This window comes from Zeaxanthinibacter enoshimensis, from assembly GCF_004362865.1.
In the GTDB taxonomy this organism is placed as follows: Bacteria; Bacteroidota; Bacteroidia; order Flavobacteriales; family Flavobacteriaceae; genus Zeaxanthinibacter; species Zeaxanthinibacter enoshimensis.
This window is the reverse complement of record NZ_SNYI01000002.1, coordinates 1,169,476-1,193,585: the sequence shown is the minus strand read 5'-3', so window position 1 is coordinate 1,193,585 and position 24,110 is coordinate 1,169,476. Positions and strand designations below refer to the sequence as shown.

Annotated in this window: 24 protein-coding genes; 10 read left to right on the top strand and 14 right to left on the bottom strand. The window is 46.7% G+C overall.

Going from position 1 to position 24,110, the window contains the following annotated elements; genetic code table 11:
• The first annotated feature begins 82 nt into the window (after positions 1-82).
• The 6 genes from CLV82_RS11455 (at position 83) to CLV82_RS11430 (ending at position 5,899) form a co-directional block, all read left to right on the top strand.
• Positions 83-895 (top strand): enoyl-ACP reductase FabI, encoded by an 813-nt coding sequence (locus tag CLV82_RS11455; RefSeq protein WP_133644434.1) that lies wholly within the window; start codon positions 83-85, stop codon positions 893-895.
• 64 nt (positions 896-959) lie between these two features.
• Positions 960-1,988 (top strand): glycosyltransferase, encoded by a 1,029-nt coding sequence (locus tag CLV82_RS11450; RefSeq protein ID WP_133644433.1) that lies wholly within the window; start codon positions 960-962, stop codon positions 1,986-1,988.
• Positions 1,985-2,935: a CdaR family protein gene (locus tag CLV82_RS11445; RefSeq protein ID WP_133644432.1), complete on the top strand. Its 951-nt coding sequence runs from the start codon at positions 1,985-1,987 to the stop codon at positions 2,933-2,935. The genes CLV82_RS11450 and CLV82_RS11445 overlap by 4 nt, the downstream gene beginning before the upstream one ends.
• On the top strand, positions 2,932-3,516 hold the full coding sequence (coaE, locus tag CLV82_RS11440; protein WP_133644431.1) for a dephospho-CoA kinase: 585 nt from the start codon (positions 2,932-2,934) through the stop codon (positions 3,514-3,516). Before CLV82_RS11445 ends, coaE begins: the two co-directional genes overlap by 4 nt.
• An 82-nt stretch (positions 3,517-3,598) precedes the next feature.
• The gene (locus CLV82_RS11435) at positions 3,599-5,179 is read left to right on the top strand and encodes a sensor histidine kinase (protein WP_166636710.1); all 1,581 of its coding nucleotides are present in this window, start codon (positions 3,599-3,601) and stop codon (positions 5,177-5,179) included.
• Positions 5,180-5,185: 6 nt separating this feature from the next.
• Entirely contained in the window at positions 5,186-5,899 is a 714-nt protein-coding gene (locus CLV82_RS11430; RefSeq protein WP_133644430.1) for a response regulator transcription factor, read from the top strand.
• A gap of 39 nt (positions 5,900-5,938) precedes the next feature.
• Here the strand turns inward: CLV82_RS11430 and CLV82_RS11425 are convergent, their stop codons facing one another.
• Genes CLV82_RS11425 through CLV82_RS11390 form a run of 8 tightly spaced genes read right to left on the bottom strand, consistent with a single transcriptional unit; the run spans position 5,939 to position 13,121 of the window.
• Positions 5,939-6,442 (bottom strand): gluconokinase, encoded by a 504-nt coding sequence (locus tag CLV82_RS11425; protein ID WP_133644429.1) that lies wholly within the window; start codon positions 6,440-6,442, stop codon positions 5,939-5,941.
• Positions 6,432-7,355: a tRNA (adenosine(37)-N6)-dimethylallyltransferase MiaA gene (miaA, locus tag CLV82_RS11420; RefSeq protein ID WP_133644428.1), complete on the bottom strand. Its 924-nt coding sequence runs from the start codon at positions 7,353-7,355 to the stop codon at positions 6,432-6,434. Before miaA ends, CLV82_RS11425 begins: the two co-directional genes overlap by 11 nt.
• A complete protein-coding gene (locus CLV82_RS11415) occupies positions 7,355-8,197 on the bottom strand; it encodes an ion transporter (protein ID WP_133644427.1) in 843 nt (280 codons plus the stop codon). The genes miaA and CLV82_RS11415 overlap by 1 nt, the downstream gene beginning before the upstream one ends.
• 3 nt (positions 8,198-8,200) lie before the next feature.
• Positions 8,201-9,298 carry an exonuclease domain-containing protein gene (locus tag CLV82_RS11410; RefSeq protein WP_133644426.1) on the bottom strand — a complete coding sequence of 366 codons (1,098 nt, stop codon included), beginning with the start codon at positions 9,296-9,298 and terminating at the stop codon, positions 8,201-8,203.
• A gap of 5 nt (positions 9,299-9,303) precedes the next feature.
• The gene (locus tag CLV82_RS11405; RefSeq protein WP_133644425.1) at positions 9,304-9,957 is read right to left on the bottom strand and encodes a YggS family pyridoxal phosphate-dependent enzyme; all 654 of its coding nucleotides are present in this window, start codon (positions 9,955-9,957) and stop codon (positions 9,304-9,306) included.
• 30 nt (positions 9,958-9,987) lie between these two features.
• Positions 9,988-11,223: a DUF1015 domain-containing protein gene (locus CLV82_RS11400; protein ID WP_133644424.1), complete on the bottom strand. Its 1,236-nt coding sequence runs from the start codon at positions 11,221-11,223 to the stop codon at positions 9,988-9,990.
• Complete coding sequence (locus CLV82_RS11395) at positions 11,210-12,118, bottom strand: 3-hydroxyacyl-CoA dehydrogenase family protein (protein ID WP_133644423.1); 909 nt, start codon at positions 12,116-12,118, stop codon at positions 11,210-11,212. The genes CLV82_RS11400 and CLV82_RS11395 overlap by 14 nt, the downstream gene beginning before the upstream one ends.
• A 43-nt stretch (positions 12,119-12,161) precedes the next feature.
• On the bottom strand, positions 12,162-13,121 hold the full coding sequence (locus CLV82_RS11390; RefSeq protein WP_133644422.1) for a Gfo/Idh/MocA family protein: 960 nt from the start codon (positions 13,119-13,121) through the stop codon (positions 12,162-12,164).
• A 178-nt stretch (positions 13,122-13,299) separates the two neighbouring features.
• Here CLV82_RS11390 and CLV82_RS11385 point away from each other — a divergent pair, with 178 nt between their 5' ends.
• Complete coding sequence (locus CLV82_RS11385; RefSeq protein WP_133644421.1) at positions 13,300-13,941, top strand: protein-L-isoaspartate(D-aspartate) O-methyltransferase; 642 nt, start codon at positions 13,300-13,302, stop codon at positions 13,939-13,941.
• On the opposite strand, the gene smpB is transcribed toward CLV82_RS11385, so the two are convergent.
• Positions 13,942-14,403, bottom strand: a complete 462-nt coding sequence (gene smpB, locus CLV82_RS11380; RefSeq protein WP_133644420.1) for an SsrA-binding protein SmpB — start codon at positions 14,401-14,403, stop codon at positions 13,942-13,944.
• Between the two features lie 109 nt (positions 14,404-14,512).
• Between smpB and CLV82_RS11375 the strand changes: the two genes are divergently transcribed.
• The gene (locus tag CLV82_RS11375; protein ID WP_133644419.1) at positions 14,513-15,268 is read left to right on the top strand and encodes a DUF6503 family protein; all 756 of its coding nucleotides are present in this window, start codon (positions 14,513-14,515) and stop codon (positions 15,266-15,268) included.
• Here the strand turns inward: CLV82_RS11375 and CLV82_RS11370 are convergent.
• The gene (locus CLV82_RS11370) at positions 15,246-15,794 is read right to left on the bottom strand and encodes a SixA phosphatase family protein (protein ID WP_133644418.1); all 549 of its coding nucleotides are present in this window, start codon (positions 15,792-15,794) and stop codon (positions 15,246-15,248) included. The genes CLV82_RS11375 and CLV82_RS11370 overlap by 23 nt on opposite strands.
• A gap of 83 nt (positions 15,795-15,877) precedes the next feature.
• On the opposite strand from CLV82_RS11370, the gene CLV82_RS11365 reads away from it, so the two are divergent.
• A complete protein-coding gene (locus CLV82_RS11365; protein WP_133644417.1) occupies positions 15,878-17,515 on the top strand; it encodes a PorP/SprF family type IX secretion system membrane protein in 1,638 nt (545 codons plus the stop codon).
• A gap of 21 nt (positions 17,516-17,536) precedes the next feature.
• On the opposite strand, the gene CLV82_RS11360 is transcribed toward CLV82_RS11365, so the two are convergent.
• Together CLV82_RS11360 and clpB are read right to left on the bottom strand one after the other, a co-directional pair.
• The gene (locus tag CLV82_RS11360) at positions 17,537-18,133 is read right to left on the bottom strand and encodes a TetR/AcrR family transcriptional regulator (RefSeq protein ID WP_133644416.1); all 597 of its coding nucleotides are present in this window, start codon (positions 18,131-18,133) and stop codon (positions 17,537-17,539) included.
• 119 nt (positions 18,134-18,252) lie between these two features.
• The gene (gene clpB, locus CLV82_RS11355; RefSeq protein ID WP_133644415.1) at positions 18,253-20,853 is read right to left on the bottom strand and encodes an ATP-dependent chaperone ClpB; all 2,601 of its coding nucleotides are present in this window, start codon (positions 20,851-20,853) and stop codon (positions 18,253-18,255) included.
• Positions 20,854-21,020: 167 nt separating this feature from the next.
• Between clpB and ytxJ the strand changes: the two genes are divergently transcribed.
• A complete protein-coding gene (gene ytxJ / locus CLV82_RS11350; protein WP_133644414.1) occupies positions 21,021-21,416 on the top strand; it encodes a bacillithiol system redox-active protein YtxJ in 396 nt (131 codons plus the stop codon).
• 30 nt (positions 21,417-21,446) lie between these two features.
• Here ytxJ and CLV82_RS11345 read toward each other — a convergent pair whose 3' ends face one another.
• Positions 21,447-22,634 carry a hypothetical protein gene (locus tag CLV82_RS11345; RefSeq protein ID WP_133644413.1) on the bottom strand — a complete coding sequence of 396 codons (1,188 nt, stop codon included), beginning with the start codon at positions 22,632-22,634 and terminating at the stop codon, positions 21,447-21,449.
• A 105-nt stretch (positions 22,635-22,739) separates the two neighbouring features.
• Positions 22,740-24,041 (bottom strand): fumarylacetoacetase, encoded by a 1,302-nt coding sequence (gene fahA / locus CLV82_RS11340; RefSeq protein ID WP_133644412.1) that lies wholly within the window; start codon positions 24,039-24,041, stop codon positions 22,740-22,742.
• Positions 24,042-24,110: the final 69 nt, after the last annotated feature.

Here is a 24,110-nt window from a genome sequence, read left to right as displayed (position 1 = left end):
GGCGTAATTCGCGCTAATATGCGGGCCTATTTATCTTTTTTGGATATCTTTGACCAACTAACGATATCAAAGACATTTTAATATGGCCAACGACTTACTAAAGGGAAAAAGAGGGATAATTTTTGGCGCCCTGGATGAGAATTCTATCGCCTGGAAAACCGCGGAACGCGTTCATGAAGAAGGAGGTACTTTCGTCCTTACCAACGCACCTATCGCTATGCGTATGGGAAAGATAAAGGAACTTGCCGAAAAGACAGGATCAGAGATCATTCCGGCAGACGCCACAAGTGAAGAAGACCTTAATGAACTGGTTACTAAAGCCACTGAAGTGCTTGGTGGGAAGCTCGACTTTGTACTGCACTCGATCGGGATGTCAGTCAATGTTCGGAAAGGACGTCACTATACCGATGAGAACTACGATTTCACGACCAAGGGATGGGATGTATCAGCTCTTTCCTTCCACAAGGTCTTACAGACCTTATACAAGAACGACGCCATGAACGAGTGGGGTAGTATCGTGGCACTGACCTATATGGCAGCCCAGAGAACCTTCCCTGATTACAACGATATGGCCGATAATAAGGCTTACCTGGAATCTGTAGCCCGTAGCTTTGGATATTTCTTCGGGAAAGACAAGAAAGTTCGGGTAAATACAATCTCTCAATCTCCGACACCTACAACAGCAGGGCAGGGGGTGAAAGGTTTTGACGGGTTTATCAGTTATGCGGAGAAAATGTCTCCCCTTGGCAATGCCACTGCCCAGGAATGCGCAGACTATACCATTTCCCTGTTTTCCGACCTGACCAGGAAGGTGACAATGCAGAACCTGTTCCATGACGGAGGATTCTCTAACATGGGTGTGAGCCAGGAGGTTATGGAAGCATTCTCAAAATAAAAAAGTTCAAAAACAGTTAAGCCATCCCAGCAGTGGATGGCTTTTCTGTTTAAACACCTATTGTATGGAGCTGAGATATTCCTTTATTGTCCCGGTATATAACCGGCCCGGGGAGCTGAGCGAGCTGCTCCAGAGCATGAGCGCTCTTGAGGGTGATCTGGCTTTCGAAGTGGTGGTGGTAGAGGACGGATCCTCGGAAACCTCGGAGTCAGTGATCAGGGATTTTAAAGATAAACTCAACATACAATATTTTTATAAGAAGAATACGGGGCCCGGGGATTCCCGGAATTTCGGAATGAGGGTGGCTTCCGGGAATTATTTTATCATCCTGGATTCAGATTGCTTATTACCGCGGGAATACCTGCAGGTGGTTGATGACAGCCTGGAAAAAGAATTCCTGGATTGTTTCGGAGGTCCGGATACTGCTCATCCTTCTTTCAGCCCGGTGCAGAAAGCCATCAATTATGCAATGACCTCTATCCTTACCACCGGCGGTATTCGTGGAAAAGGGGCCGCAAAGGATAAATTTGAACCCAGGAGCTTCAATATGGGGCTCTCTAAAAAAGCTTTTGAAGCGACCGGGGGGTTTGGGAACATTCATCCCGGAGAAGATCCGGACCTGAGTATCCGCTTAAAGCAAATGGGCTTCAGAACCGGTCTGTTACCGGGAGCTTACGTGTTTCATAAACGCAGGGTGGATTTCAGCAAATTTCACCAACAGATCAGGAAATTTGGGATGGTACGCCCCATTCTCAGTTCCTGGCATCCTCATACCAGGAGAATTACCTACTGGTTTCCCAGCCTGTTCTTATTGGGTCTGATTGCAGCGATCATCCTTGCTTTAATTTTTCCCGGACCATTAAGATGGGTACTCCCCGGTCTGTACGGAGGTTATATCATTCTGCTGACCGCAGATGCTTATTTCCGAACCAAAAGTCTGCAGGTGGCTTTGCTGGGAGTTATCGCGGTATTTATTCAATTCATTGGATACGGATATGGTTTTCTGAAGTCAACTATCTTGGTTAATTTTAGCAGAAAGCAACCAGAAGCATTATTTCCGCATTTGTTTTTTCAAAGAACCACAGATACATGAACCAGACAGAGAATCGTTTCCCGAGGAGAAAGGTAAATACCTTCCTGTTATTCCTGCTGGCATCTTTCATGGCATGGCTGATCAGTAAACTATCTGATACCCATACGGACCAGGCAACCTTTGAACTGGAGTATATCAATGTGCCGGACAGTCTTATCCTGGCCGGGGCCTCTAAACAGGAGGTTGGAGTCCGACTGGAGGCAACTGGCTTCCAGTTCCTGGGGTTTAACTTCAATAAACACAAGGTCGCTATAGATCTTACAGAGCTTACCCATGACGGTAATCGCTTCCTTATACCTGCAGCTGTTTACCGCGAACAGGTAGAAAAACAACTTCCTGCATCCATGGAGATCCGGGGAATGGACCGGGAAAATATTTACCTTGATTTTAATGAAATATCTGAGAAGCCGCTGCCGGTGGTCTCCAGACTAAGTATCAGCCTCGGGAAGAACCACATGATGGACAGCATCCCGGTCATAGATCCGGATACCGTGATGATCAGGGGACCGATCAATGAAATAGATACCATAAAACATATCTATACCCGGAAGAAGAAGCTTACAGATATCACTGAAGATTTTACGGAGGAGGTAGCCCTTAAAATGCCTGATGGACTAAGGAATACCCGCCTGGACAGGGAAAAGGTGCAAGTAAGTGCTAAAGTGTTCCGTTTTTCGGAACTGATCCTGGAAGTTCCTGTGGAAGTACAAAACCTGCCCGAAGGAACAGAGATCAAAACTTTTCCGCCAAACTTACCGCTGTTAATAAAGGCAGATGTGGAAAGGCTAAAGTCGTTGTCTCCTAATGATTTCCGGTTAATCGCCGATTTCAGCGCCCCGAGGGAAAATGAAAACTTCCTGTCGGTCTCCCTGCGTAAAAAACCCTCCGATCTCCATTCGGTGGAAATAGAGGACAGGGAGGTAGAATTTATACTTAAGCGGCAATGAGGATCATAGGACTCACAGGGGGTATAGGAAGTGGTAAATCGACCGTGGCATCCATGTTCCGTGATCTTGGTGTCCCGGTATATAATTCTGATCTCAGGGCGAAAGAACTGATGACGGAATCGGCTGAATTAAGAGCTGCCGTTATAGATCTGTTAGGGCCGCAGGCCTATGCAGGATCAAAGTTAAACAGGTCATATATCTCCCAAAAGGTATTCAACGACCGGGATTTGCTGGAAAAGCTCAACCAGCTGGTACACCCGGCGGTGCGGAAAGATGCCGGGATGTGGGCCCGGGCCCAGCAGAATGTGCCCTATGTTTTACAGGAGGCCGCCATTCTTATCGAGAATGGCAGTTATAAAGACTTTTATGCTATAATACTGGTCACGGCCCCGATAGATACCAAGTTGGAACGATTATTGAAACGAGATGGCAGTAAGCAGGAAGAGATACTGGAGCGGATGAAGAACCAATGGTCTGATGCAGAAAAAATTCCTTTTGCCGATTTCGTCATTGAGAATAACGAGCTGGAAACTACCCGCCGGAAAGTCTTGGAAATTCACAGGAAACTCCTTGAAAATTAGGGGAGGCCGAATTTTAACATTTTTGTTAAGGTTAGGTTAAACAGGCAATTCCCTAAATGTTAAATTTTTAATTTTACCCTAGATGAATAAGCGATTATTTGTTCTTCTTGTCATATTGATGAGTCTGTCCCTGGTTGGAATTATTTCTGTCCAGCTTTATTGGATCAAAAGTTCGGTAGAGGATAAAGAAGAGCAATTTACCAACACGATCTCCGAAGTCCTTATCAAGGTTACCGATAAGATCGAAAACAGGGAAATGAAGGAGTATTCCGACCGTTTCCTGAATCTTAAGGATAGTATCGGGGAGCTTAAAGGGTCGCAGCTCAGCAATATATTTTTCATCGATAGAGACTTAAATTCCAACGAGATACTGTTCTATTCTCACGGTATCCTGGAGGAAGATTACAATATAGCTTCCACGTTCTTTGACAGTGGTACAGGATCTGATACAACCACCATAAAAAATTACACCAGCAAACGCACCAAAGCTGTTTTCCGGGAAGAATACGGCCTAGATGGTAAAAGCTATAAGTTGAACCCCATCCAGAAGCTCGAGAAGATCGGCGGGATGTCTTCTATAGACAAGGCTATTTTTGACGATGTGTACCGCGAATATGCAGAGCGGGTGGCCATCCATAAAAGGGTAAGCCGCCAGGAGATCGAGCTGATGCTGGAGAATGAACTTCGTAACCGGGGTATTGATATCGAATATGAATACGGGGTTTACAGCAGGGGACTGCCAACCAAGGTACGCTCCAGGGGATTCCAGTTCAGCAAGGATAATATCTATAAGGCGCCTTTATTTAAGAACAGTGAGGGTGAAAGTAATTTCAGCCTGATGCTGACCTTTCCCAAACAGAAAAAGTTCCTGCTGCAATCTGTGATCGGGATGGCGATCCTGTCGCTCTTGTTTACCCTGATCATCGTTGTGGCTTATGCAGGTGCTATCTACCAGCTCATCCGTCAAAAGCAGATCTCCGAGATCAAATCGGATTTCATCAATAATATGACCCACGAATTCAAAACGCCTATCGCTACGATCAACCTGGCGGTTGAAGCCATAAAGAATCCAAAGATCATCGCTGACCACGAAAAGGTGAACAGGTACCTGCAGATGATCCGTGATGAAAATAAAAGAATGCATGCACAGGTTGAGAATGTACTGCGGATCTCAAAGCTGGAAAAGAACCAGCTGGATATCAGTAAAGACCGCGTGGATGCCCATCAGATCATTGAGGATGCCATCGCACACGTAGACCTCATCGTCGCTGATCGCGGGGGATATGTTAATACACACCTGGATGCTGAAAGGTCCGAGGTGCTGGCTAACGATATGCACTTTGAGAATGTGATCGTCAATATTTTGGACAACGCGGTGAAGTATTCGCCAGAAGCGCCCAAGATTGATGTGTATACCGAAGTGGCTAACAATTATATTATCATCAAGGTCCAGGATCAGGGGGCCGGGATGAGCAAAGCAGTTTTGAAAAAGGTTTTCGAGAAGTTCTACAGGGAACATACCGGGGACATACATAATGTAAAAGGACACGGGCTTGGACTGGCCTATGTGAAAAAAATAATTGATGACCATCAAGGCGAAGTATATGCTGAAAGTGAGAAAGGAAAAGGAAGCACTTTCTACATTAAACTGCCTTTAATTTAGAATTCTATGGAAACAGCAGAAAAGAAGATATTACTAGTTGAAGACGATCCCAATTTTGGAATCGTACTCAAGGATTACCTCTCTATGAACGAATTTGACGTCACCCTGGCGAAGAACGGGATGGAGGGTTTTGAAAAATTCAAGAAAGATAATTTTGACGTCTGTATCCTGGACGTAATGATGCCCTATAAAGATGGTTTCACGCTGGCTAAGGAGATTCGGGAAAAGAATGAGAATGTACCGATCATATTCCTTACCGCAAAAACCATGAAAGAGGATGTGTTAAAAGGTTATAAGGCAGGAGCAGACGACTACCTGAATAAACCTTTTGATTCTGAGGTACTGCTGATGAAACTTAAAGCAATACTTCAGAGGAAAGCATCTAACACACTGGTAGATAGTAATCAATTTGAATTTGAAATTGGTAATTTTCATCTGAATTCCAAACTGAGATTCCTGAAATACAAAGAGGAAGAGGCTATCAAGCTTTCTCCAAAAGAGAACGAACTGCTCAGGCTCCTCGCATTGCATAAGAATGACCTGATGCCCAGGGAACTGGCCTTAACCAAAATATGGAGAGACGATAACTATTTTACATCCAGGAGTATGGATGTCTACATCGCGAAACTCCGTAAATACCTGAAACGCGATGATACCGTAGAAATCCTGAATATACATGGAGAAGGTTTCCGACTTGTTGAAAAGACAGCGGATAGCTAGAACCCGGTAGCTTCAGGATAAATGAAATAAGACTTGGTATCAGCTGATACCAAGTTTTTTTTTGAGTTCCTGCAGGATTTCTGCCGGAGGCGGACTTATGCTTACCGTGATGGCATCTGTGGGTATTTCCAGGGTGTCAAACTGCGAACGCAGTAATCCGGCCGGCATAAAATGGCCTTTCCTGGACCTCAGGCGATCGTGGATCTCCTGGAAACTGCCCTGGAGGAAAATAAAATGTGCCTGGTCTTCAAGTCCCCGGGATAAGATGGCCCGGTATTTTTCCTTAAGGGAAGAACAGACGATAACCACTCCGTTTTCCCGGTGTGACCTGGCTATTTCATTAAGGGCCTGTAACCAGCCTTTTCTGTCATGGTCATCCAGGGGATGACCGGCAGCCATTTTCTCAACGTTTGCCGCTGGATGGTAATCATCGCCGTCATAAAAAGGGAGTCCCAAGGCTTCCGCAAGCATTTTTCCAATGGTAGATTTTCCGCTGCCGGAAACCCCCATGACATAATAGATGTTTCCTCTTTTATGCTTCATGCTGTTGCGTTTTAAGCTGCTCTATGATCTCAACGACTCGTTCGGGGTTCGCATCATACGGAATCCAGGTGATCTCCTTGTTCTTCCTGAACCAGGTGAGTTGCCTTTTGGCAAACCGCCGGGTATTCTTCTTGATCTCCGAAATTGCTGTGTCCAGGTCCCATTCCCCTTCAAAGTACCTGAAAAGTTCTCGGTAACCAACGGTCTGAAGTGCATTGAGATGTTTGAGCCCATGTAATTTACGGGCCTCTTCCACCAAACCCTCTTTTATCATCAGGTCTACCCGTTCTTCAATTCTCCGGTAAATGAGGTCCCGTGGTGCATCTAAGCCTAAATAGATAGTTTTAAAATCCCTTCTGGCTTTCCTGCGTTTCCTGAAGTCGGAATATGGCCGTCCACTGGCCTGGCATACTTCGAGCGCCCGGATCACCCTGTGTGGATTCTCCAGGTCTACTTCCTGGTAATAAACGGGATCCAGTGATCTTAATTCGTCCTGTAAAACTTCCAGGCCTTCCTCCTCCAGTCTCTTGTTCAGCTTCTCCCTGGTATGCGGAGGTACTTCGGGGAATTGATCCAGGCCTTGAGTTACTGCGTCGACATATAAACCGCTGCCTCCTACAAGCATTACCTCTGTATGATGTGAAAAGAGTTGATCCAGAAGTTCCAGGGTCTCCTTTTCAAAATCTCCCACGCTATAGTGGTCATGGATACTCTTGTGCTGTATCAGGTGATGCCTGGCCGCTGACAGTTCCTCTTCACTCGGTACCGCGGTGCCTATGCGCATTTCACGGTAAAATTGCCGGCTGTCTGCGGAGATTATCTCTGTCCCGTAGTGGCGGGCCAGGGTGATACCCCAGCGTGTCTTTCCTAATGCGGTAGGGCCCACTACAGCGATAAGCCATTTCTCAGCCATCAGTCTTCTCTTAATTGGGTACCGCATTTCCGGCAATACCTCGCATCGATCATCACAATATGGGCATGACAGTTAGGGCAATGCTGTTCCGCGTCGTCTTCTTTCTGATCTTTCTTCTGGAGTTGAGTACTGTACTCTGCCGTTACAATTCCCGTTGGCACTGCAATAATTCCATAACCGATGATCATGATCACTGTGGCAATGACTTGTCCAAGTCCAGTCTGGGGAGATATATCCCCGTAGCCCACAGTGGTCAGGGTAACTATGGTCCAGTAAACACTGTGCGGAATACTGTTAAAGCCATGCTGGGGTCCTTCAACCATGTACATTATGGTGCCCAGCAGGATGGAAATGATAAGGATAAAGAAGATAAAAACGAAGATCTTGGTCCTGCTTGCTTTTAGTGCCCTGAGCAGGTTGTTAGATTCCCCTACGAACCGGACCAGCTTCAGGATCCGGAATACGCGCAGGAGGCGCAGCGCCCGGAATGCAGTGATATATTGGGAGCCAACTACGAAGAAGGATAGGTATTTGGGGATGGTGGATAACAGATCAACTATTCCGAAAAAACTGAAAATGTACCGGCTGGGTCTTTTGATACAAATTATCCGTAATATGTATTCGATGGTGAAGAGAATGGTCACTACCCATTCTGAAACATTCAGGAAAGAATGGTATTTGCTGTCTATGGCCGGGATGCTTTCCAGCATTACGATGATCACACTATACAGGATCACGACCAGCAGGATGATGTCGAACATTTTACCGGCAGGCGTATGTGTTCCGTAGATCACCTCGTGCAGTTTGGCCTTCCAATGTTTTTTGGGTGCTTTGACTTCCAATAGTTAAGGATTGAGTTCTATAATTTTCATGACCTTTTTCTTATCGAGGTACTCCCGGATCAACCGGCTGCTTTCCTCCCCGGCTTCCATGGGGGTAATAATAGATTCCAGGATGTTCATATTATTGATCTGGTGATTAAGGTCGTAAAAGCCCAATCCCTGGAACTGTCCCTCTTTGATCAGGATGGCGCTGTATTCACCTACTTCTCTTCCTTTATCAACGATGAGGACATTCTTTCCATCGAGAAGGGTTCTATCCGTAATTGGTTTTCTCCGCTTGCCTCGCCGGTTGTTAAACTTGGGATTGTTCCGTCTTAATTCCTCTGCTTCCTTCAACAGGGCCACAAGCTCGCTCCCGGTACGTTCAAAAGTAACTTTTTTGGTTTCTTTCTGCAGTTCCCTGGCCCTGCTGGCATTATTTGTAAAATGTTGGTTCACCCTTTTTTTTATGTTGCGGCTCTTACCGAGGTAAATGATATCCCCATCTTTATTGTGCATGTAATACACGCCAGTTTCTGAGGGCATCTGTTCAACTATGTCCAGCTGCCTGGGAGATAGTTCTCCCTGGGTTTCTTCCCTGATAATTTCCCGGATGATGGTCTTGTCAGAATCTTTACTCAGTAAGAGTTTAAAGAGTTTCAGCGTAGCAAGGGCGTCCCCATTAGCCCTGTGCCTGTCGCTGACAGCAATTCCCAGGGACCTGACAAGTTTTCCCAGGCTGTGAGACTCGGCTTCGGGAATCAGCTTCTTTGAAAGGTCTACCGTGCAAAGGGTCTTTCTTTCAAAATTATATCCCAGCCTTCTGAATTCTGTTCTCAGGATACGGTAATCAAACTGTGCGTTATGAGCAACGATCACGGTGTTCTCAGTAATTTCCACGATCCGCTTGGCAACCTCGTGAAATTTCGGTGCTGTACGCAGCATTTTGCTGTTGATACCGGTAAGGTTTACAACGAAAGGCTGTATTTCCCTCTCGGGGTTCACAAGGCTTATAAATTGGTCAACTACCTTATGACCGTCAAACTTATGAATGGCGATCTCGGTAATCCCTTCTTCGTTGAATTTCCCTCCTGTGGTCTCTATGTCGAGTATGGCGTACATATATTCTAATTCCTCGCACCAAAGATACTACTTCCTATGCGTACCATAGTGCTGCCTTCCTCGATACCGATCTGGTAATCGCCACTCATACCCATGGATAGCTCCCTGAAATCCGGCAGTCGCTCTTTAAGACGATCGTAAAGTTTTTTCAGGCCACGGAATTCCCGCCTCACTTGCTCACTGTCCTCGGTGAACGTGGCCATTCCCATAAGCCCCAGCAGTCGGACGTTCTTCAGTGATTCTAATTTCCCGGAATCAAGAAGGTCGATGATCTCCGCTTCGTCAAACCCAAACTTTGATTCTTCTTCCGCGATATGCACCTGTAACAGGCAGTCGATAATGCGCTCGGAATTCCGGGCACGCTTATCAATTTCTACCAGTAACCTGTGGCTGTCTACTCCGTGAATGAGAGAAACGAAATCTGACATATATTTAACCTTGTTCCGTTGTACATGCCCTATCATATGCCAGCGGATATCCTTTGGCAACTCTTCCCATTTAGCAGTCATTTCCTGTACCTTGTTCTCCCCGAAATCACGTTGTCCTGCATTATAAGCTTCCATGATCATGGATGTAGATTTGGTCTTGGAAACGGCCACAAGGGTAACCTCGGCAGGCAGGTCTTCTTTTATGGATTTCAGGTTCTTTTCAATATTCATAGTTTGTTTCAGCTGTAAATTGTTCCTGTATTATAGTTCATACACTGTAAACCCACTCCTTAACTTAGGTTCAATATACGTACTTTTCGGGGGCATTACCAGCCCGGCATCGGCAACTGCCTTGAGCTCATCCACGGTTATAGGCAGCATTCCAAACCCCAGTGAAAAGTTACCTTTATCAACCTCCTGCTTCATCAGGGCGGTGTTTTCTTTCCCATAACCATACTGGATCCTCTTATCGTTCCTCAGGTCCCGGATCCCAAGGATCGGGTCGAGGACAAGTGTTTTCAGGATATGTGAATCCAAGCTACTCAAAGGGTCACTGAAGTTGTATTTGTCTTCCCTGAGGGTGAGCAGGTAAAAATTACCTTGCAGGTACATACTGAACTGGTGTTTCTGTCCTGGTTTGATTACAGCAGTTCCTTTGTTTTCAACTTTAAAGTGCTCATCCAGTAATTCGAGAACAGCCCCTGCAGAATGACCATTCAGCCCCCTGACCATCCGGTTGAACTCGTAGATCCGGACCTCTGACTCGGGCACCAGGTAACTCATAAAATAATTATAAGCTTCGTTGCCTTTATGCTCAGGATTCAATTCGCTAAGTTCCCTCGCCAGCCTGCAGGAAGAAGCACTCCTGTGATGGCCGTCAGCGATGTAAAGGGACTTAATCTCCTTAGCGGCTTCCTGCAGCTGCCTGATCTTGCCAGGGTCATCTACCACCCATAAGAGGTGTTGCACCCCATCAGGGCTTTTAAAATCGCATTGGGGCTTATCCTCAGACGTTTCCTGCAGGATCCCTGCTATTTCCATGTTGTCCGGATAGGTCATGAGGACAGGTTCCGCGTTAAAACGTACTACCTTCAGGTAGCTGGCGAACAGGGTCTCTCTTCTCAACAGGGTGTCCTCGTGTTTACGGATGATGTTATTTTCATAATCCTCCGTACTGGTGGCGCAGAAAAAACCGAGGCAGCTGAAGTTTTCTTTGATCATCCGGTATACGTAGAACGAAGGCTTCTCATCCCGGATCAGGATCTCACGGTCCAGGAATTCGCGGTATTGCTCCCTGACCAGGTCAAACCGATGTTGCCCGGTTACCTTTTCCGGTAATTTGAACCCGGGTTGAATGATGTGCAGGAAAGACATGGGATTGCCGGTCAGGGTAGCCTCCAGTTCATGCTTGGTATAGCGTTCGTAGGAGCGGGAGGTAACCTGGGCCTCCTTATCCCTGGCCGGGCGTACAGCTCGGAAAGGTCTAATTTTGGCCATTTGCCCGTGTACTGAACTGTGCCGCCACTGTTTCGGCCTTCCTGGAAGCTGAGTAATCGTAAAATCCTTCGCCAGACTTTATACCTTTCTTACCTGCCATGACCATATTCACCAACAGGGGAGAAGGGGCGTACTTAGGATTCTTGAACCCGTCGTACATCACGTTCAGGATAGACAGGCATACATCCAGCCCGATAAAATCGGCCAGCTGCAGCGGCCCCATAGGATGAGCCATACCCAGTTTCATTACTGTATCTATTTCTTCCACCCCCGCAACTCCGTGATGCAGGGTTTCGATGGCCTCGTTGATCATAGGCATTAATATTCGGTTGGCTACGAACCCCGGGTAGTCGTGGACCTCTGTAGGAACTTTTCCCAGCTTCTCAGATACCTGCATGATGGTTTGAGTCACCTCGTCAGAAGTACTGTAACCCCTGATGATCTCCACCAGCTTCATAATGGGTACAGGGTTCATAAAATGCATCCCGATTACCTGCTCCGGGCGCTGGGTTACTGCAGCGATCTGGGTGATCGATATGGAAGAGGTATTCGTTGCCAGTATAGTTTCGGGGCCACAGGCCTTGTCCAGTTCCCTGAAGATATTAAGCTTAAGTTCCACATTCTCGGTGGCCGCCTCAACCACGAGTTCAGCATCCTTTACCCCCTCTGCCAGGACGGTAAAGGTGCTAATGTTTTTTAGGGTATCTTCTTTAACACTTTCATCTATACTTCCCTTGCTCACCATACGATCCAGGTTCTTGGTTATGGTGGCAATTCCTTTATCAAGAGCTTCCTGTGAAATATCAACCAGGTGTACTGTGTGTCCGTGTTGTGCAAAAACATGGGCTATTCCATTTCCCATGGTTCCCGAGCCAATCACTGCAACTGTATTCATATGTATATGTTTCTTTGGTTTATGTTCTTTAATTGTCGTTTACTCAAAAGGCGTCGATGACCTGCAGGGCTACCCTCAGGGCCCTGGTGCCCTGTTCCAGCGTCACCACCGGTTCTGTGTCTCCTGTGATGGCATCTGCGAAGGTCTCCAGCTCGTCAAGAATAGCATTATTGGGCAGAATTTCAGGGTTCTCAAAATAGATCTGCTTCTTAACCCCTTCCGCATTCTGTAGGATCATATCAAATTCGCCTGCCTGTTTCGGGGCATCCTTCATTTTGACCACCTCTACTTTCTTTTCAAGGAAATCCACCGATATATAAGCATCCCGTTGAAAAAACCTTGATTTCCTCATATTCTTCAAAGAGATGCGGCTGGCAGTCAGGTTGGCTACACAGCCGTTTTCAAATTCGATTCGGGCATTGGCGATATCCGGGGAATTACTGATTACCGAGACCCCGCTGGCACTGATATTGGCAACCTCGGATTTCACCACACTGAGGATAGCATCAATATCGTGTATCATAAGGTCAAGGACTACCGGGACATCAGTTCCCCTGGGGTTGAATTCCGCCAGGCGGTGTGTCTCAATGAACATAGGATTGTCAATACTGTCCTTTACGGCGCTGAATGCCGGGTTAAAGCGCTCCACATGGCCTACCTGGCCCTTTACCTTCTTTTCCCTGGCCAGTTTTAAGAGGCTTTCGGCTTCCTCCAGGGTATTGGTGATCGGCTTCTCTATGAACACGTGTTTCCCGTGGTTCATCGCCATGCTGGCGCAATCAAAGTGAGAAAGTGTGGGGGTTACAATATCCACAACATCTACGGATTTGATCAGGGTCTCCAGGTCATCAAAGTAAGTGTAGCCAAACTCTTCCGCTACTTTTTTACCTGTTTTTGTATCTGGATCGTAAAACCCTACCAGCTTGTATTTCTTAGATTCCTTGAGTAGCCGTAAATGAATTTTACCCAAATGACCGGCTCCAAGTACTCCAACGTTCAGCATTATATCTATTTTCCCCCAAAAATAAACATAGTTTGGCAGTTAAGAAGCCTGCTGGCATAAAAGTTTGCCGTGGTGCACGGAGTGCTGTTATGATTGTCAGAACGGGAGCTGCACTCCGCTATTTTCTCCTTCCATCTTCTTCTAAACTTCATTAACTTCGTACTCCAAAACCAAACTGATGAAAGATACGCTGAAACACCGTGGCATGCGCAATCAACTTGCCGAAGTGGTTGCCGCCAAAGGGATAGAGGATCCCCGTGTGCTTCAGGCCATTAGGGCCATTCCCAGGCACCTGTTTATGGACAGCAGCTTTGAAGGGCATGCTTACCAGGACAAAGCCTTCCCGATTGCAGCAGACCAGACCATATCCCAACCTTATACGGTGGCGTTTCAAACCGAATTGCTCGAAATTCAGGCGGGAGATAAAGTACTGGAGATCGGTACGGGCAGCGGGTACCAGACTGCGGTTTTGCTACATCTTAAGGCCAAAGTATTCACAATTGAACGTCAGTTAGAGCTCTTCAAAAAGACAAACCTGTTTTTTAAAAAGATGGGATACCGTCCTAAAAAATATGTCTTTGGGGATGGATATAAAGGTCTGCCGGAAGAGGCGCCATTTGATGGGGTTATCGTCACGGCGGGTGCACCGGAAGTGCCTAAAGCGCTGTTATCCCAGCTGAAAATAGGTGGCAGGCTTGTGATCCCGGTGGGTACAGATAACCAGGTGATGATGCGGATCACCCGGAAATCTGAGAAAGAGTTTGAAAGGGAATCCTTTGGGACCTTCCGTTTTGTTCCCCTGTTGGAAGATAAGAACTGATCAGTTGTTAAAACTTTTTTTAATGCGGGCCAGGTTACGCTTGTTATCCCTGTCTTTAATGGCATCGCGCTTATCGTAAAGTTTTTTACCCTTAGCCAGGGCTATTTTGATCTTAGCCAGCCCCCGGTCATTGATAAAAAGGTTCAGGGGTACAATGGTCAGCCCGGATGTCTTCACTTCCTTTTCCAGCTTTTTCAGTTCCTGGCGCTGCAGCAGTAATTTCCGTTCGGCTTTAGGCTTATGATTAAAATGGTAGGCATGAGTGTACTCATCTACCTGCATATTAATAATGAATAGCTCCCCCTTTTCATTGAATTCACAGAAACTTTCCGCGATAGAGGCTTTACCAAGCCGGATCGACTTGATCTCGGTTCCCGAAAGAACAATTCCCGCAACATAGGTGTCCAGGAGTTCGTATTCAAACCGGGCTTTTTTATTCTTTATATTGATATTCTTCTGCATACCTCACAAAAATAACAAGATTTACCACACTCTAAGGGTAATAATTCGCGCTAAAAAGAACGCTTATACAATTGGTATTGGTATTTTGCACAGTAAATAACTGATTTCCATGAAAAGATTAAGCCTGATAACCTGCCTTTTACTCATATTTGCCTGTAATGACGGGCCTGATAAACCTAAAACGGCCCAGGAGATCGTTGATAAAGCTATAGAGAATGCAGGAGGAGATCTGTATGACCAGAGTTTCATCTCTTTTCACTTCAGGGATAAGAACTACGTCCTGGAGAAACAGGATGGACGTAGAATCATGAAGCGAATTTTGGTTACTGACAGTGCTGTGATCGTCGATGCCATAACACCCCGGGGACTTGTCCGGGAGATCAATGACAGCGTGGTGGCACTACCAGATTCCCTGAAAAACACCTATACGGAATCGATCAACTCTGTACATTATTTCGCCTACCTGCCCCATGGTCTCAACGATAAGGCAGTGAATAAAGAGCTGATCGGGGATATCCGTATCGCGGACAAGGATTATTACAAGATCAAGGTGACCTTTGACCAGGAGGGTGGCGGTAAAGATTTTGAGGACACTTATGTCTACTGGATCAACAAGGAAACCTTTGAGCCCGATTACCTGGCATATGAATACCATGTTAATGGCGGGGGTATGCGCTTCAGGGAAGCTTATAACCCGAGAAGGGTAGGAGGTATACGGTTCGTGGATTATAATAACTACAAGCCCGAAACCGGCACTTCTCCGGAATTACGGAAACTGGATAGTCTGTATATGAATGATAAACTGGAGCTGCTCTCTAAAATAGAGATCAGTGAGATCATCGTTAATCAGGACAATTACAATTAAACTGTAATACCTGCGAGGTGATTTTGTTCCCTACTCTCTGGACGATGTACAGGCTGCCGTTGTCATAATCTTTCATATCCGGGTATTTCTTTTCCCCGATCATCTGGTTCACCATTTTCGGGGTCGTATTACTGTGGCCAACGATCAAAACATTCATCCCTTCTGTTTGCTGCTTGAATTCCTCCATATTTAAGGTAGAAGGGTCGTAATACTGAACGGTGATATCCTGTTTAACTGCAGCAGGGGCAGCAGTCATGGAGGTTCTTTCAAAATCTGTACTGTAAATGGCATCCAGGGACACTTCTTTCAGGATTTCTGCCCAATGCATAGCTCTTCCCAGCCCTTTCTGGGTCAGCTCCGGGTCAGAATTCTGGGGATTAGATCGATCTTTTTCGGCATGCCGGATCAGGTAATAGGTAGAAACCGTAGGCTCTTTTTCTACCTGGGGTGTTGTTTTTTCATCTGCACAACTGCTGTTTAAAACCAGTAATAAAAGAGAGAAGCTGAGTAGTTTTAAGGATTTCATATTAGATTTGTATAAATTTACCTACATACTATTTAACACGTTAGCTGTAAAAATAGTATAAATAACTTTGTGATTCCCCGGATATGTTGAGACCTTGGCTATGGATTTCCGTGTTTTTTGCCCCGCTGGCTGTTGTGGCCCAGGTTACAGGTTTGCCTGAGGACCTGAGGCAGCACAACCTTACCCAGTACAACGAAAGCCTGCTTAATCCTACCTCGTCCCTGGATACAGAAAGTGAACATTCGCTGGCCTTGTGGACCCGGTGGCAGTGGCAGACCATAGATGGGGATCCCACCACCCTTTTCTTTAACTATTCTACCAGGCTCAATAAGGCTTCCGCAGCAGGATTGGGGTTTTTTCAACATAACACCGGATCTTTTATACAAACAGGGGCGGTGCTGAATTACGCTGTATCTGTGATACCGTCTCCGGGTTCCACCTTGGCTATTGGGGTAAACCTGTTCGGATTCCGGCAGGAGGTTGGGGATGCCCGGTTCCAGCAGAACCCGGATATGCCTCTACCACAGTTCGATGTTCCCAACGAGACACTTGTCCGGTTAGCACCCAGCCTGCGATACACAATTAACGATTTTAGCCTGGGATTGGTGGCAGAGAATTTTATTGATATCAACCTGACCAATAATGGACAGGAGTCCGGTTCCAATAACGTATACACGGGGCTGGCAAGTTATAAAATACCCCTGGCCATGGGCATTGATGGTGATTCATACCTGAGACCGCTGGTGTATATGCGTTCGCTTCCCAATACAGAAAACCAGGTGGGATTTACCACCCTGCTTTCCACTACACGCTTTTGGGGTCAGTTGGGCTATAATAATTTCTATGGTCTGTCTGCAGGTGCCGGTGGGCGTTTCCTGAAAAATTTTTCAATCGGGGCCCTGGTCGAGTTTGGAGGGGACCAGCAATTGCAGGGTAGTTCCACGACCTTCGAATTTGTCACCGCCTATTCTTTTGGCCCTAATGATCTGCGCAGGAAAGTTGTCGGTTTTGAAGAGGATGACGAAGACCAGGTTTTGTTAAGTCTTGAATCCTCAACAGAGGTAACGGATGAAAAAGCAGTAGCCGAGTCACAGGATGAACAAGAGGCTGAACCAGGAGATGATGAACTCAGCCGGCTGGAAAAAGAGCGGCAGGCGTTTATCGAAATGGCGCGGATTGCGGAAGAGACTGCCAGGGCGGATGCGGAAACCCGGAAGAAACGAAGACAAAGAGAACGCGATTCCATAGCGGATGCAGAAACCACCAGGAGGGTTGTACAGCAACAAAAAGTAAGGCAGGAACAAATTAAGGATTCCCTGGCCCAGGTGAGAAGAGAAGCGGCCCTTGCCGAAGCTCAGAGACGAGAACAGGAGACAGAAACGGCAAAACAGGAAACTGCCCAGGCAGCTGCCAGTACTCCCGAGGTAGTTTCGCGAAGGCCCGGTGAACGCTACGAGGAAGTTGAAAGAGCTGGAGGACTTCTTCCCGGCTTTTACCTGATTGCGAATGTCTTCGGAACAAAGAAATACCACGATATCTTTGTGAATAAACTGAACGAGATGGGATTGGACCCGAAGTCGTTCTACCGTTCTGAAAATAAGTATAATTACGTCTACCTGGGTCGATTCCGAACCATTGACGAAGCACGCTCTCAACGCGATAGTAAGATGAATGGAAAATACCCGGACAAACTCTGGATCTTCAGGGTGGTAGGGGAGTAGGGCAATAGTTGCCGTGGATACTTATTTACCGATCTCTTTCCGGATCAGAATTTCAAGGTAAGCTATGGTATTTAATAAATATTTCCGGTCCCTGCTGATGGTAGCCACGGAGACCGCACCCAGGATCATGGTGTAGAGCTGTTTGGCAAATTGCAGCGGAGGTACAGGCAGCTTGATCTCGTTATTCTTGACCCCGTTTTCCAATACCAAGGCGATCTTCCCCTCGATGGTAGACAGGGTCTCTCGCGCAGCTGCGGCTAACAGCCTGTTGTTGTGTTCTGCATCTACCCCGGTATTCAGGATAGGGCAACCACCCATTTCACGGGTAAAGTCATCGTAATGCCTGAAAAATGAAGTGAGGGAATACAGCTTGTCCATCGCAGTACCGGGGACCTGCAGTTTTTCTTCCACGGCCTGCAGCAAGAGATTGCTGTTGTGCTGAAAGGCCGCTAATGCCAAGGCTTCCTTGTTTTCGAAATTCCCGTAGATAGCTCCTTTGGTAAGACCTGTGGCTTCGGTAAGATCACTCATACTCGTGCCAACGTACCCCTGTTTATTAAAGATGGGTGCTACGGTCTCTATGATAAATTGGGTGGTCCTTTCGGCCTTTGTGGTCATACCCGGCTATTTCTTACGAATATAAAAAATCTATATACTGCATGGTATATAATCTAAAAAAAAATACCCCTGTTTTATGAACAACAGGGGTACTTAACATTCTACGGATATTTCACTATTCAGGAGATCATCTCCGTCTGGTTTCGGAATACTAATCCGTCGTCAAAAGAATCCAGTAGGATTATGCTTTCCGCGGTTATCGCACCACTGAGCAATTCTTTAGAAAGCTTATTGAGCACTTCTTTCTGTATGACCCTTTTTATCGGTCTTGCACCATACTGCGGATCAAATCCTGTCTTGGCGAGGTATTCAATTGCATCCTCGGTGGCATCCATCGTTATGTGCTGATTTTCCAGCATCTTCTTTAACTGGTTCAGCTGCAGCCTGACAATCTTGGTGATGTCTTTCATGTTCAATGGAGTGAACATGATGATATCATCGATCCTGTTTATAAATTCAGGCCTGATCGTCTTCCTCAGTAATCCCAGCACTTCTACACGTGCAGATTCTGTCGCACTGAAGAAATCCGGGTTATCCTCGAAATTTTCCTGTATAATATGACTTCCCAGGTTGCTGGTCATGATGATAATGGTATTCTTGAAATCCGCAACCCGGCCTTTATTATCGGTCAGGCGCCCTTCATCAAGGACCTGCAGAAGGATGTTGAAGGTATCCGGGTGAGCCTTTTCAATCTCGTCCAGCAATACCACGGAATAAGGACGGCGTCTTACGGCTTCGGTCAACTGACCTCCCTCGTCGTACCCTACATAACCCGGAGGCGCACCCACAAGCCTGCTGACGGAATGCCGCTCCTGGTATTCGCTCATATCGATACGCGTAATGGCGTTTTCATCATTGAACAAATAAGCCGCGAGTGTCTTGGCCAGCTCTGTTTTACCTACCCCGGTTGGCCCGAGGAAAAGGAAAGAACCTATAGGGCGCTTACTGTCCTGCAATCCGGCCCTGCTGCGCCTGATGGCGTCAGAGACGGCGGTGATGGCTTCTTCCTGCCCGACGACACGCTTGTGCAATACATCTTCAAGTTTCAGCAATTTATCACGCTCGCTCTGCAACATTTTTGTCACAGGGATGCCAGTCCATTTGGCGACAACTTCAGCTATGTCTTCGGTAGTTACTTCTTCTTTGATCAGGGTGCCTGCATCCTGCTGTTTATCCAGCTCTTCCTGCAGCTGCTCCAGTTTTTCCTGGGCATCTTTGATCTTCCCGTAACGAAGTTCAGCTACTTTGCCATAATCGCCGTTGCGTTCTGCACGTTCTGCTTCGAGCTTGTAATTCTCTATTTCCTGCTTGGTCTTCTGGATATTGTCGACCACGGTCTTTTCGCTTTCCCACTTGGCAAATATTTCGTTGCGTTCTTCCTTCAGGTTGGCAAGATCTACATTCAGGGCTTTTAACTTTACTTGGTCATCCTCCCGTTTGATGGCTTCGATCTCGATCTCCAGTTGCCTTACCTTCCTGTCCATGACATCCAGCTCTTCCGGTTTGGAGTTGATCTCCATCCGCAATTTGGAGGCAGCTTCATCCATCAGGTCGATCGCCTTGTCCGGCAGAAAGCGGTTGGTGATATAGCGCTGTGAAAGTTCTACCGCCGCAATGACGGCCGAGTCCTTTATGCGTACCTTGTGGTGAGCTTCATATTTTTCCTTCAGACCCCTCAGGATAGAGATTGCACTTTCGGTGTCAGGTTCATCTACCGTTACTTTCTGGAAACGACGTTCCAGGGCTTTGTCCTGTTCAAAATATTTCTGGTATTCATCCAGGGTGGTTGCACCGATGGCGCGTAATTCTCCCCTGGCAAGGGCAGGTTTAAGGATATTAGCGGCATCCATAGCGCCTTGACCGCCTCCGGCTCCTACCAAAGTATGGATCTCGTCTATAAAGAGCACGATGTTGCCGTCTGAAGTGGTCACTTCTTTGATCACTGCCTTCAGGCGTTCCTCGAATTCTCCTTTATACTTGGCTCCTGCGATCAGGGCTCCCATGTCCAGGGAGTAGATCACTTTATTCTTCAGATTCTCCGGGACATCTCCCTGGATGATCCGGTGTGCCAGGCCTTCAACGATGGCCGTCTTACCCGTACCCGGTTCCCCGACCAGCATAGGGTTATTCTTAGTACGCCTGGACAGGATCTGTAAGATCCTGCGGATCTCTTCATCACGGCCGATCACAGGATCCAGTTTACCTTTATCAGCAAGTTCATTAAGGTTCCTGGCATACTTATTCAGGGAATTGTAGGTATCCTCCGCGCTCTGGGAAGTAACTTTATCGCCTTTGCGCAGCTCCTGTATGGCCGCGTTCAGATCCTTTTCTGTAACTCCCTGGTCTTTCAAAACCTGGGCGATCTTGCTCCTGGATTTGAAAATGGCGAGTAAAAGGTGTTCCACTGAAACGTATTCATCCCCCATTTTACGGGCAACCGCACTGGCTTCATTCAGTGTCTTACCGGCCTCCTTGGAGAGCATGATGTCTGCTCCCGAAACTTTGGGCATGTGTTCCAGTTCCCTGTCCAGCACCTGTTTTACCAGTTGGAAGTTTACATTCAGTTTCTTTAAAATGAAAGGCATGACGTTCTCATCAACTTCAGAGATCGCCTTAAAAAGATGTTCGTTCTCAATCTGCTGGTGTCCCATGCCCTGGGCCAGGACCTGTGCTTGTTGCACAGCCTCCTGAGATTTGATAGTGAAATTATTTATATTCATCCCGTTATTTTATGTTCGTGTTATTGTCTATTTTTGATTTCCTAGTCAACAACCCTACCAACTATTAGGAGCAGACAAAATGTCTGCTAAACTCAGAAAACGCAAGACATAACGGCAGTCTGGCTGCACGGCTATGTCTCATATAAATTAAGAATTAAGTAGATGCTATGGGAATATTCAATCAATTATTTGGCAATAAGAATGAAGACACTGATCCATCCGGGAAAGAGCTTCCCTGGATCCCTCTCCGGTCTGTTGATATGCTCGAAGAGATCAAGGAGAAATCAGGATCAAGAACACAGGTTATCTTTAAACATTCTACCCGTTGTGGTATCAGCCGGATGGCTTTAAGGATGTTCGAATCCGAGAAACTAAGTGCCGGGCTTCCTGCAGATTTTTATTTCCTGGATCTTCTGGCTCACAGAAATATATCCGATGAAATTGCACGCAAGTTTGGTGTGACCCACCAGTCACCACAACTTATCGTGATCAGGAACGGGGAAGTTGTAGCTCATACCTCCCACGGGGCTATCGCGGAATTGTCCCTGGAAAAATACGTATAAAAAAACCCCGGCAAGTGCCGGGGTTTGTGTTTAATTGAATTGCTGCCTGCTGATGATGTCTTTGAGGCGGAGTTTAAGATCTTCCCCGGCATCATACACCATCTGTTCATTAGTGGGGAAGGGCACCGCCCTGACGTTGATCAGGGGTAGCAGATCTGTCCCCAGTGCTCTTTTATCGCCATCGTAATCCGCATAGATATGCTCAAAGATAAACTCGGTCGTCAGCGGGTAACTGTTGACTGCTTGGCGGGTGTTCAGGTCAATATATGATACCTGCCCGGTTACTTGTGCGGCTTTGTGCTGCGTAAATTGGTAGAACCTGCACTGCACGGTTTTCATGCGATCTATCTTGATCTCGTTACCCAGGCTGTCTTTCACTAGCTCACCGTTCTCATCCTCCAGGTAGGTATACCCGTCTTTTATCTGTTTTTCTTTGACGAATTCCTTTTCCCGGATCTGCTCAGGAGTGACCAGGATATCCCGGAAAGCCACTTGCATCTCGTAATTGTAGTCTACGTCTTCCAGGGGATTGGTATGGTACTGTGTCCAGAAATCATTGATCCCGTAGGTGTTGAAATTCAATAACTCCTCTTCCAGGCGTTCAGGTATGATCTGCTGGCTTTCGTTGGCGATCTGTACTTTTACGTAATTGATACCAAGGGCATGGGCTTCATCCATTTTCAGCCTGCAGTCCCGGTATCCCGGGTTGATCTCTTCCAAATAGGCAAAGTCGTCGTAAGCTACCCTGAAGTCCATCTTATGAGTTGCTTCCTCCATCAGCCTGGATGCATTCGCATACAGATACTCGGATAATTTATCCTTGGAAGCAAGGATGCGTTCGTCATAGTTCCTGAACTGAAACTCGGCATCCCTGCCTTCATCCTGTATATATAAGGGTAACAGAGGTCTGATCCTCTCCTGGACCTGATTTAATCCCAAGAGTCTTTTGTAGATCGTTTCGTAATTAGCAGGGTTACCATCTTTCTGCAACAGGTTGATCTGCCGCAGTTCACGATCTGCATTCTTACGGAAAGCTTCCTCCAGGAGCAGGATATAATCCTGGTGCCCCTTCTTGGTCTTATTCTCTGCAAGGTTCTGTATCGCACGGTTCATGGCATGGTGGTAGTTACCACTATTCAGAGCCTCCTGGGTCTTTTTGACCCCTCCGCAGGCTACTAAGGCCATGATGGCGATTCCGAAAAGTACTGATTTCTTCATGTCGTTTGGGTATTGGTTGATTTAGCGATTTTCAAAGGCCGTGCCAAAACGACCTATACCCATAACGAATTCCGATAACAGTTCGTATAATTCGGATTAAATGTACTATTTATTCTTTTTTGGAGGGTTCGACTCTATGGCCGGGAGTAATTTGGAAGCCACTTCTCCAAAACCGATCCTCAGACCATTCTTGCTGCAGTAACCCCGCATGGTTATAGTGTCGTTATCGGCTACAGATTTCCGTTCTTCTCCGCCGTTCAACTTCACCGGCTTTGTACCCTGCCAGGCCAGTTCCAGCATAGACCCGAAAGAGTCCGGGGTCGTTCCCGAGATGGTTCCGCTACCCATCATATCCCCGCTGTTCACTTTACAGCCATTTACAGTATGATGTGCCAGTTGCTGGGCCATGGACCAGTACATGTATTTGAAGTTCGACTTACATACCGTGGTGCTTTCCCCGTTTTCCGGCGTAACATCGACCTCCAGGTGGATATCAAAGCTATTGTTCCCTTTATGCCTGAGGTAAGGAAGGGGTTCCGGGTCTTGTTTCGGACTCTGAACCCTGAAAGGTTCCAGGGCATCGAGGGTTACGATCCATGGGGAAATGGACGACGCAAAGTTTTTCCCTAAGAATGGCCCCAGCGGAACGTATTCCCATTTCTGAATATCACGGGCACTCCAGTCGTTGAACAGCACCAGCCCGAAAATATAATCCTCGGCCTCCTGAACATCTATGGGTTCTCCCAAAGCATTGGCATCCGTGGTGATAAAAGCCATCTCCAATTCAAAATCCACTAGTTTTGAAGGGCCGAATACCGGTTTATCTTCTCCTTTGGGAATGGTTTGCCCGTAAGGTCTCCTGATAGGTGTGCCACTGGGAACAATGGTAGAGCTCCTGCCGTGGTAACCCACCGGGATATGAAGCCAGTTGGGCAATAAAGCATTGTCGGGATCACGGAACATTTTACCAATGTTAGTCGCGTGCTCTTTACTGGAGTAGAAATCTGTGTAATCCCCGATCTGCACCGGTAATTGCATTTCTATTTCGTCCATGGTGAAGAGGATAACCTGTTTGTGGTCTTCATTGTGCTGAAGTTCGTCGTTTCGCACATCAAAGAGTTCGGCTATCCTGTTCCTGACCAATCTCCAGGTCTTCTTGCCGTCAGAAATAAAGTCGTTCAGGGTGTCCTGCAGGAAAATATCATCCGTAAGGGGAATATCCTTAAAATAGCCCAATTGATGCAATGAACCCAGGTCGATGGCGTGATCACCTATCCTGGTACCGATGGTAATCACGTCGTCCCGGGTCAGGAACACCCCGAAAGGGATATTCTGAATTGGGAAGTCCGAATTTTCAGGTACTGGAATCCAGGATTTTCTGTTTGGGTCATTAGCTTTAATAGGCATAGTATAATTGTTAATTTTTATTTAATAATTTCCTGATCAAATATATTATTTTCTTCCAATAAGAGATTG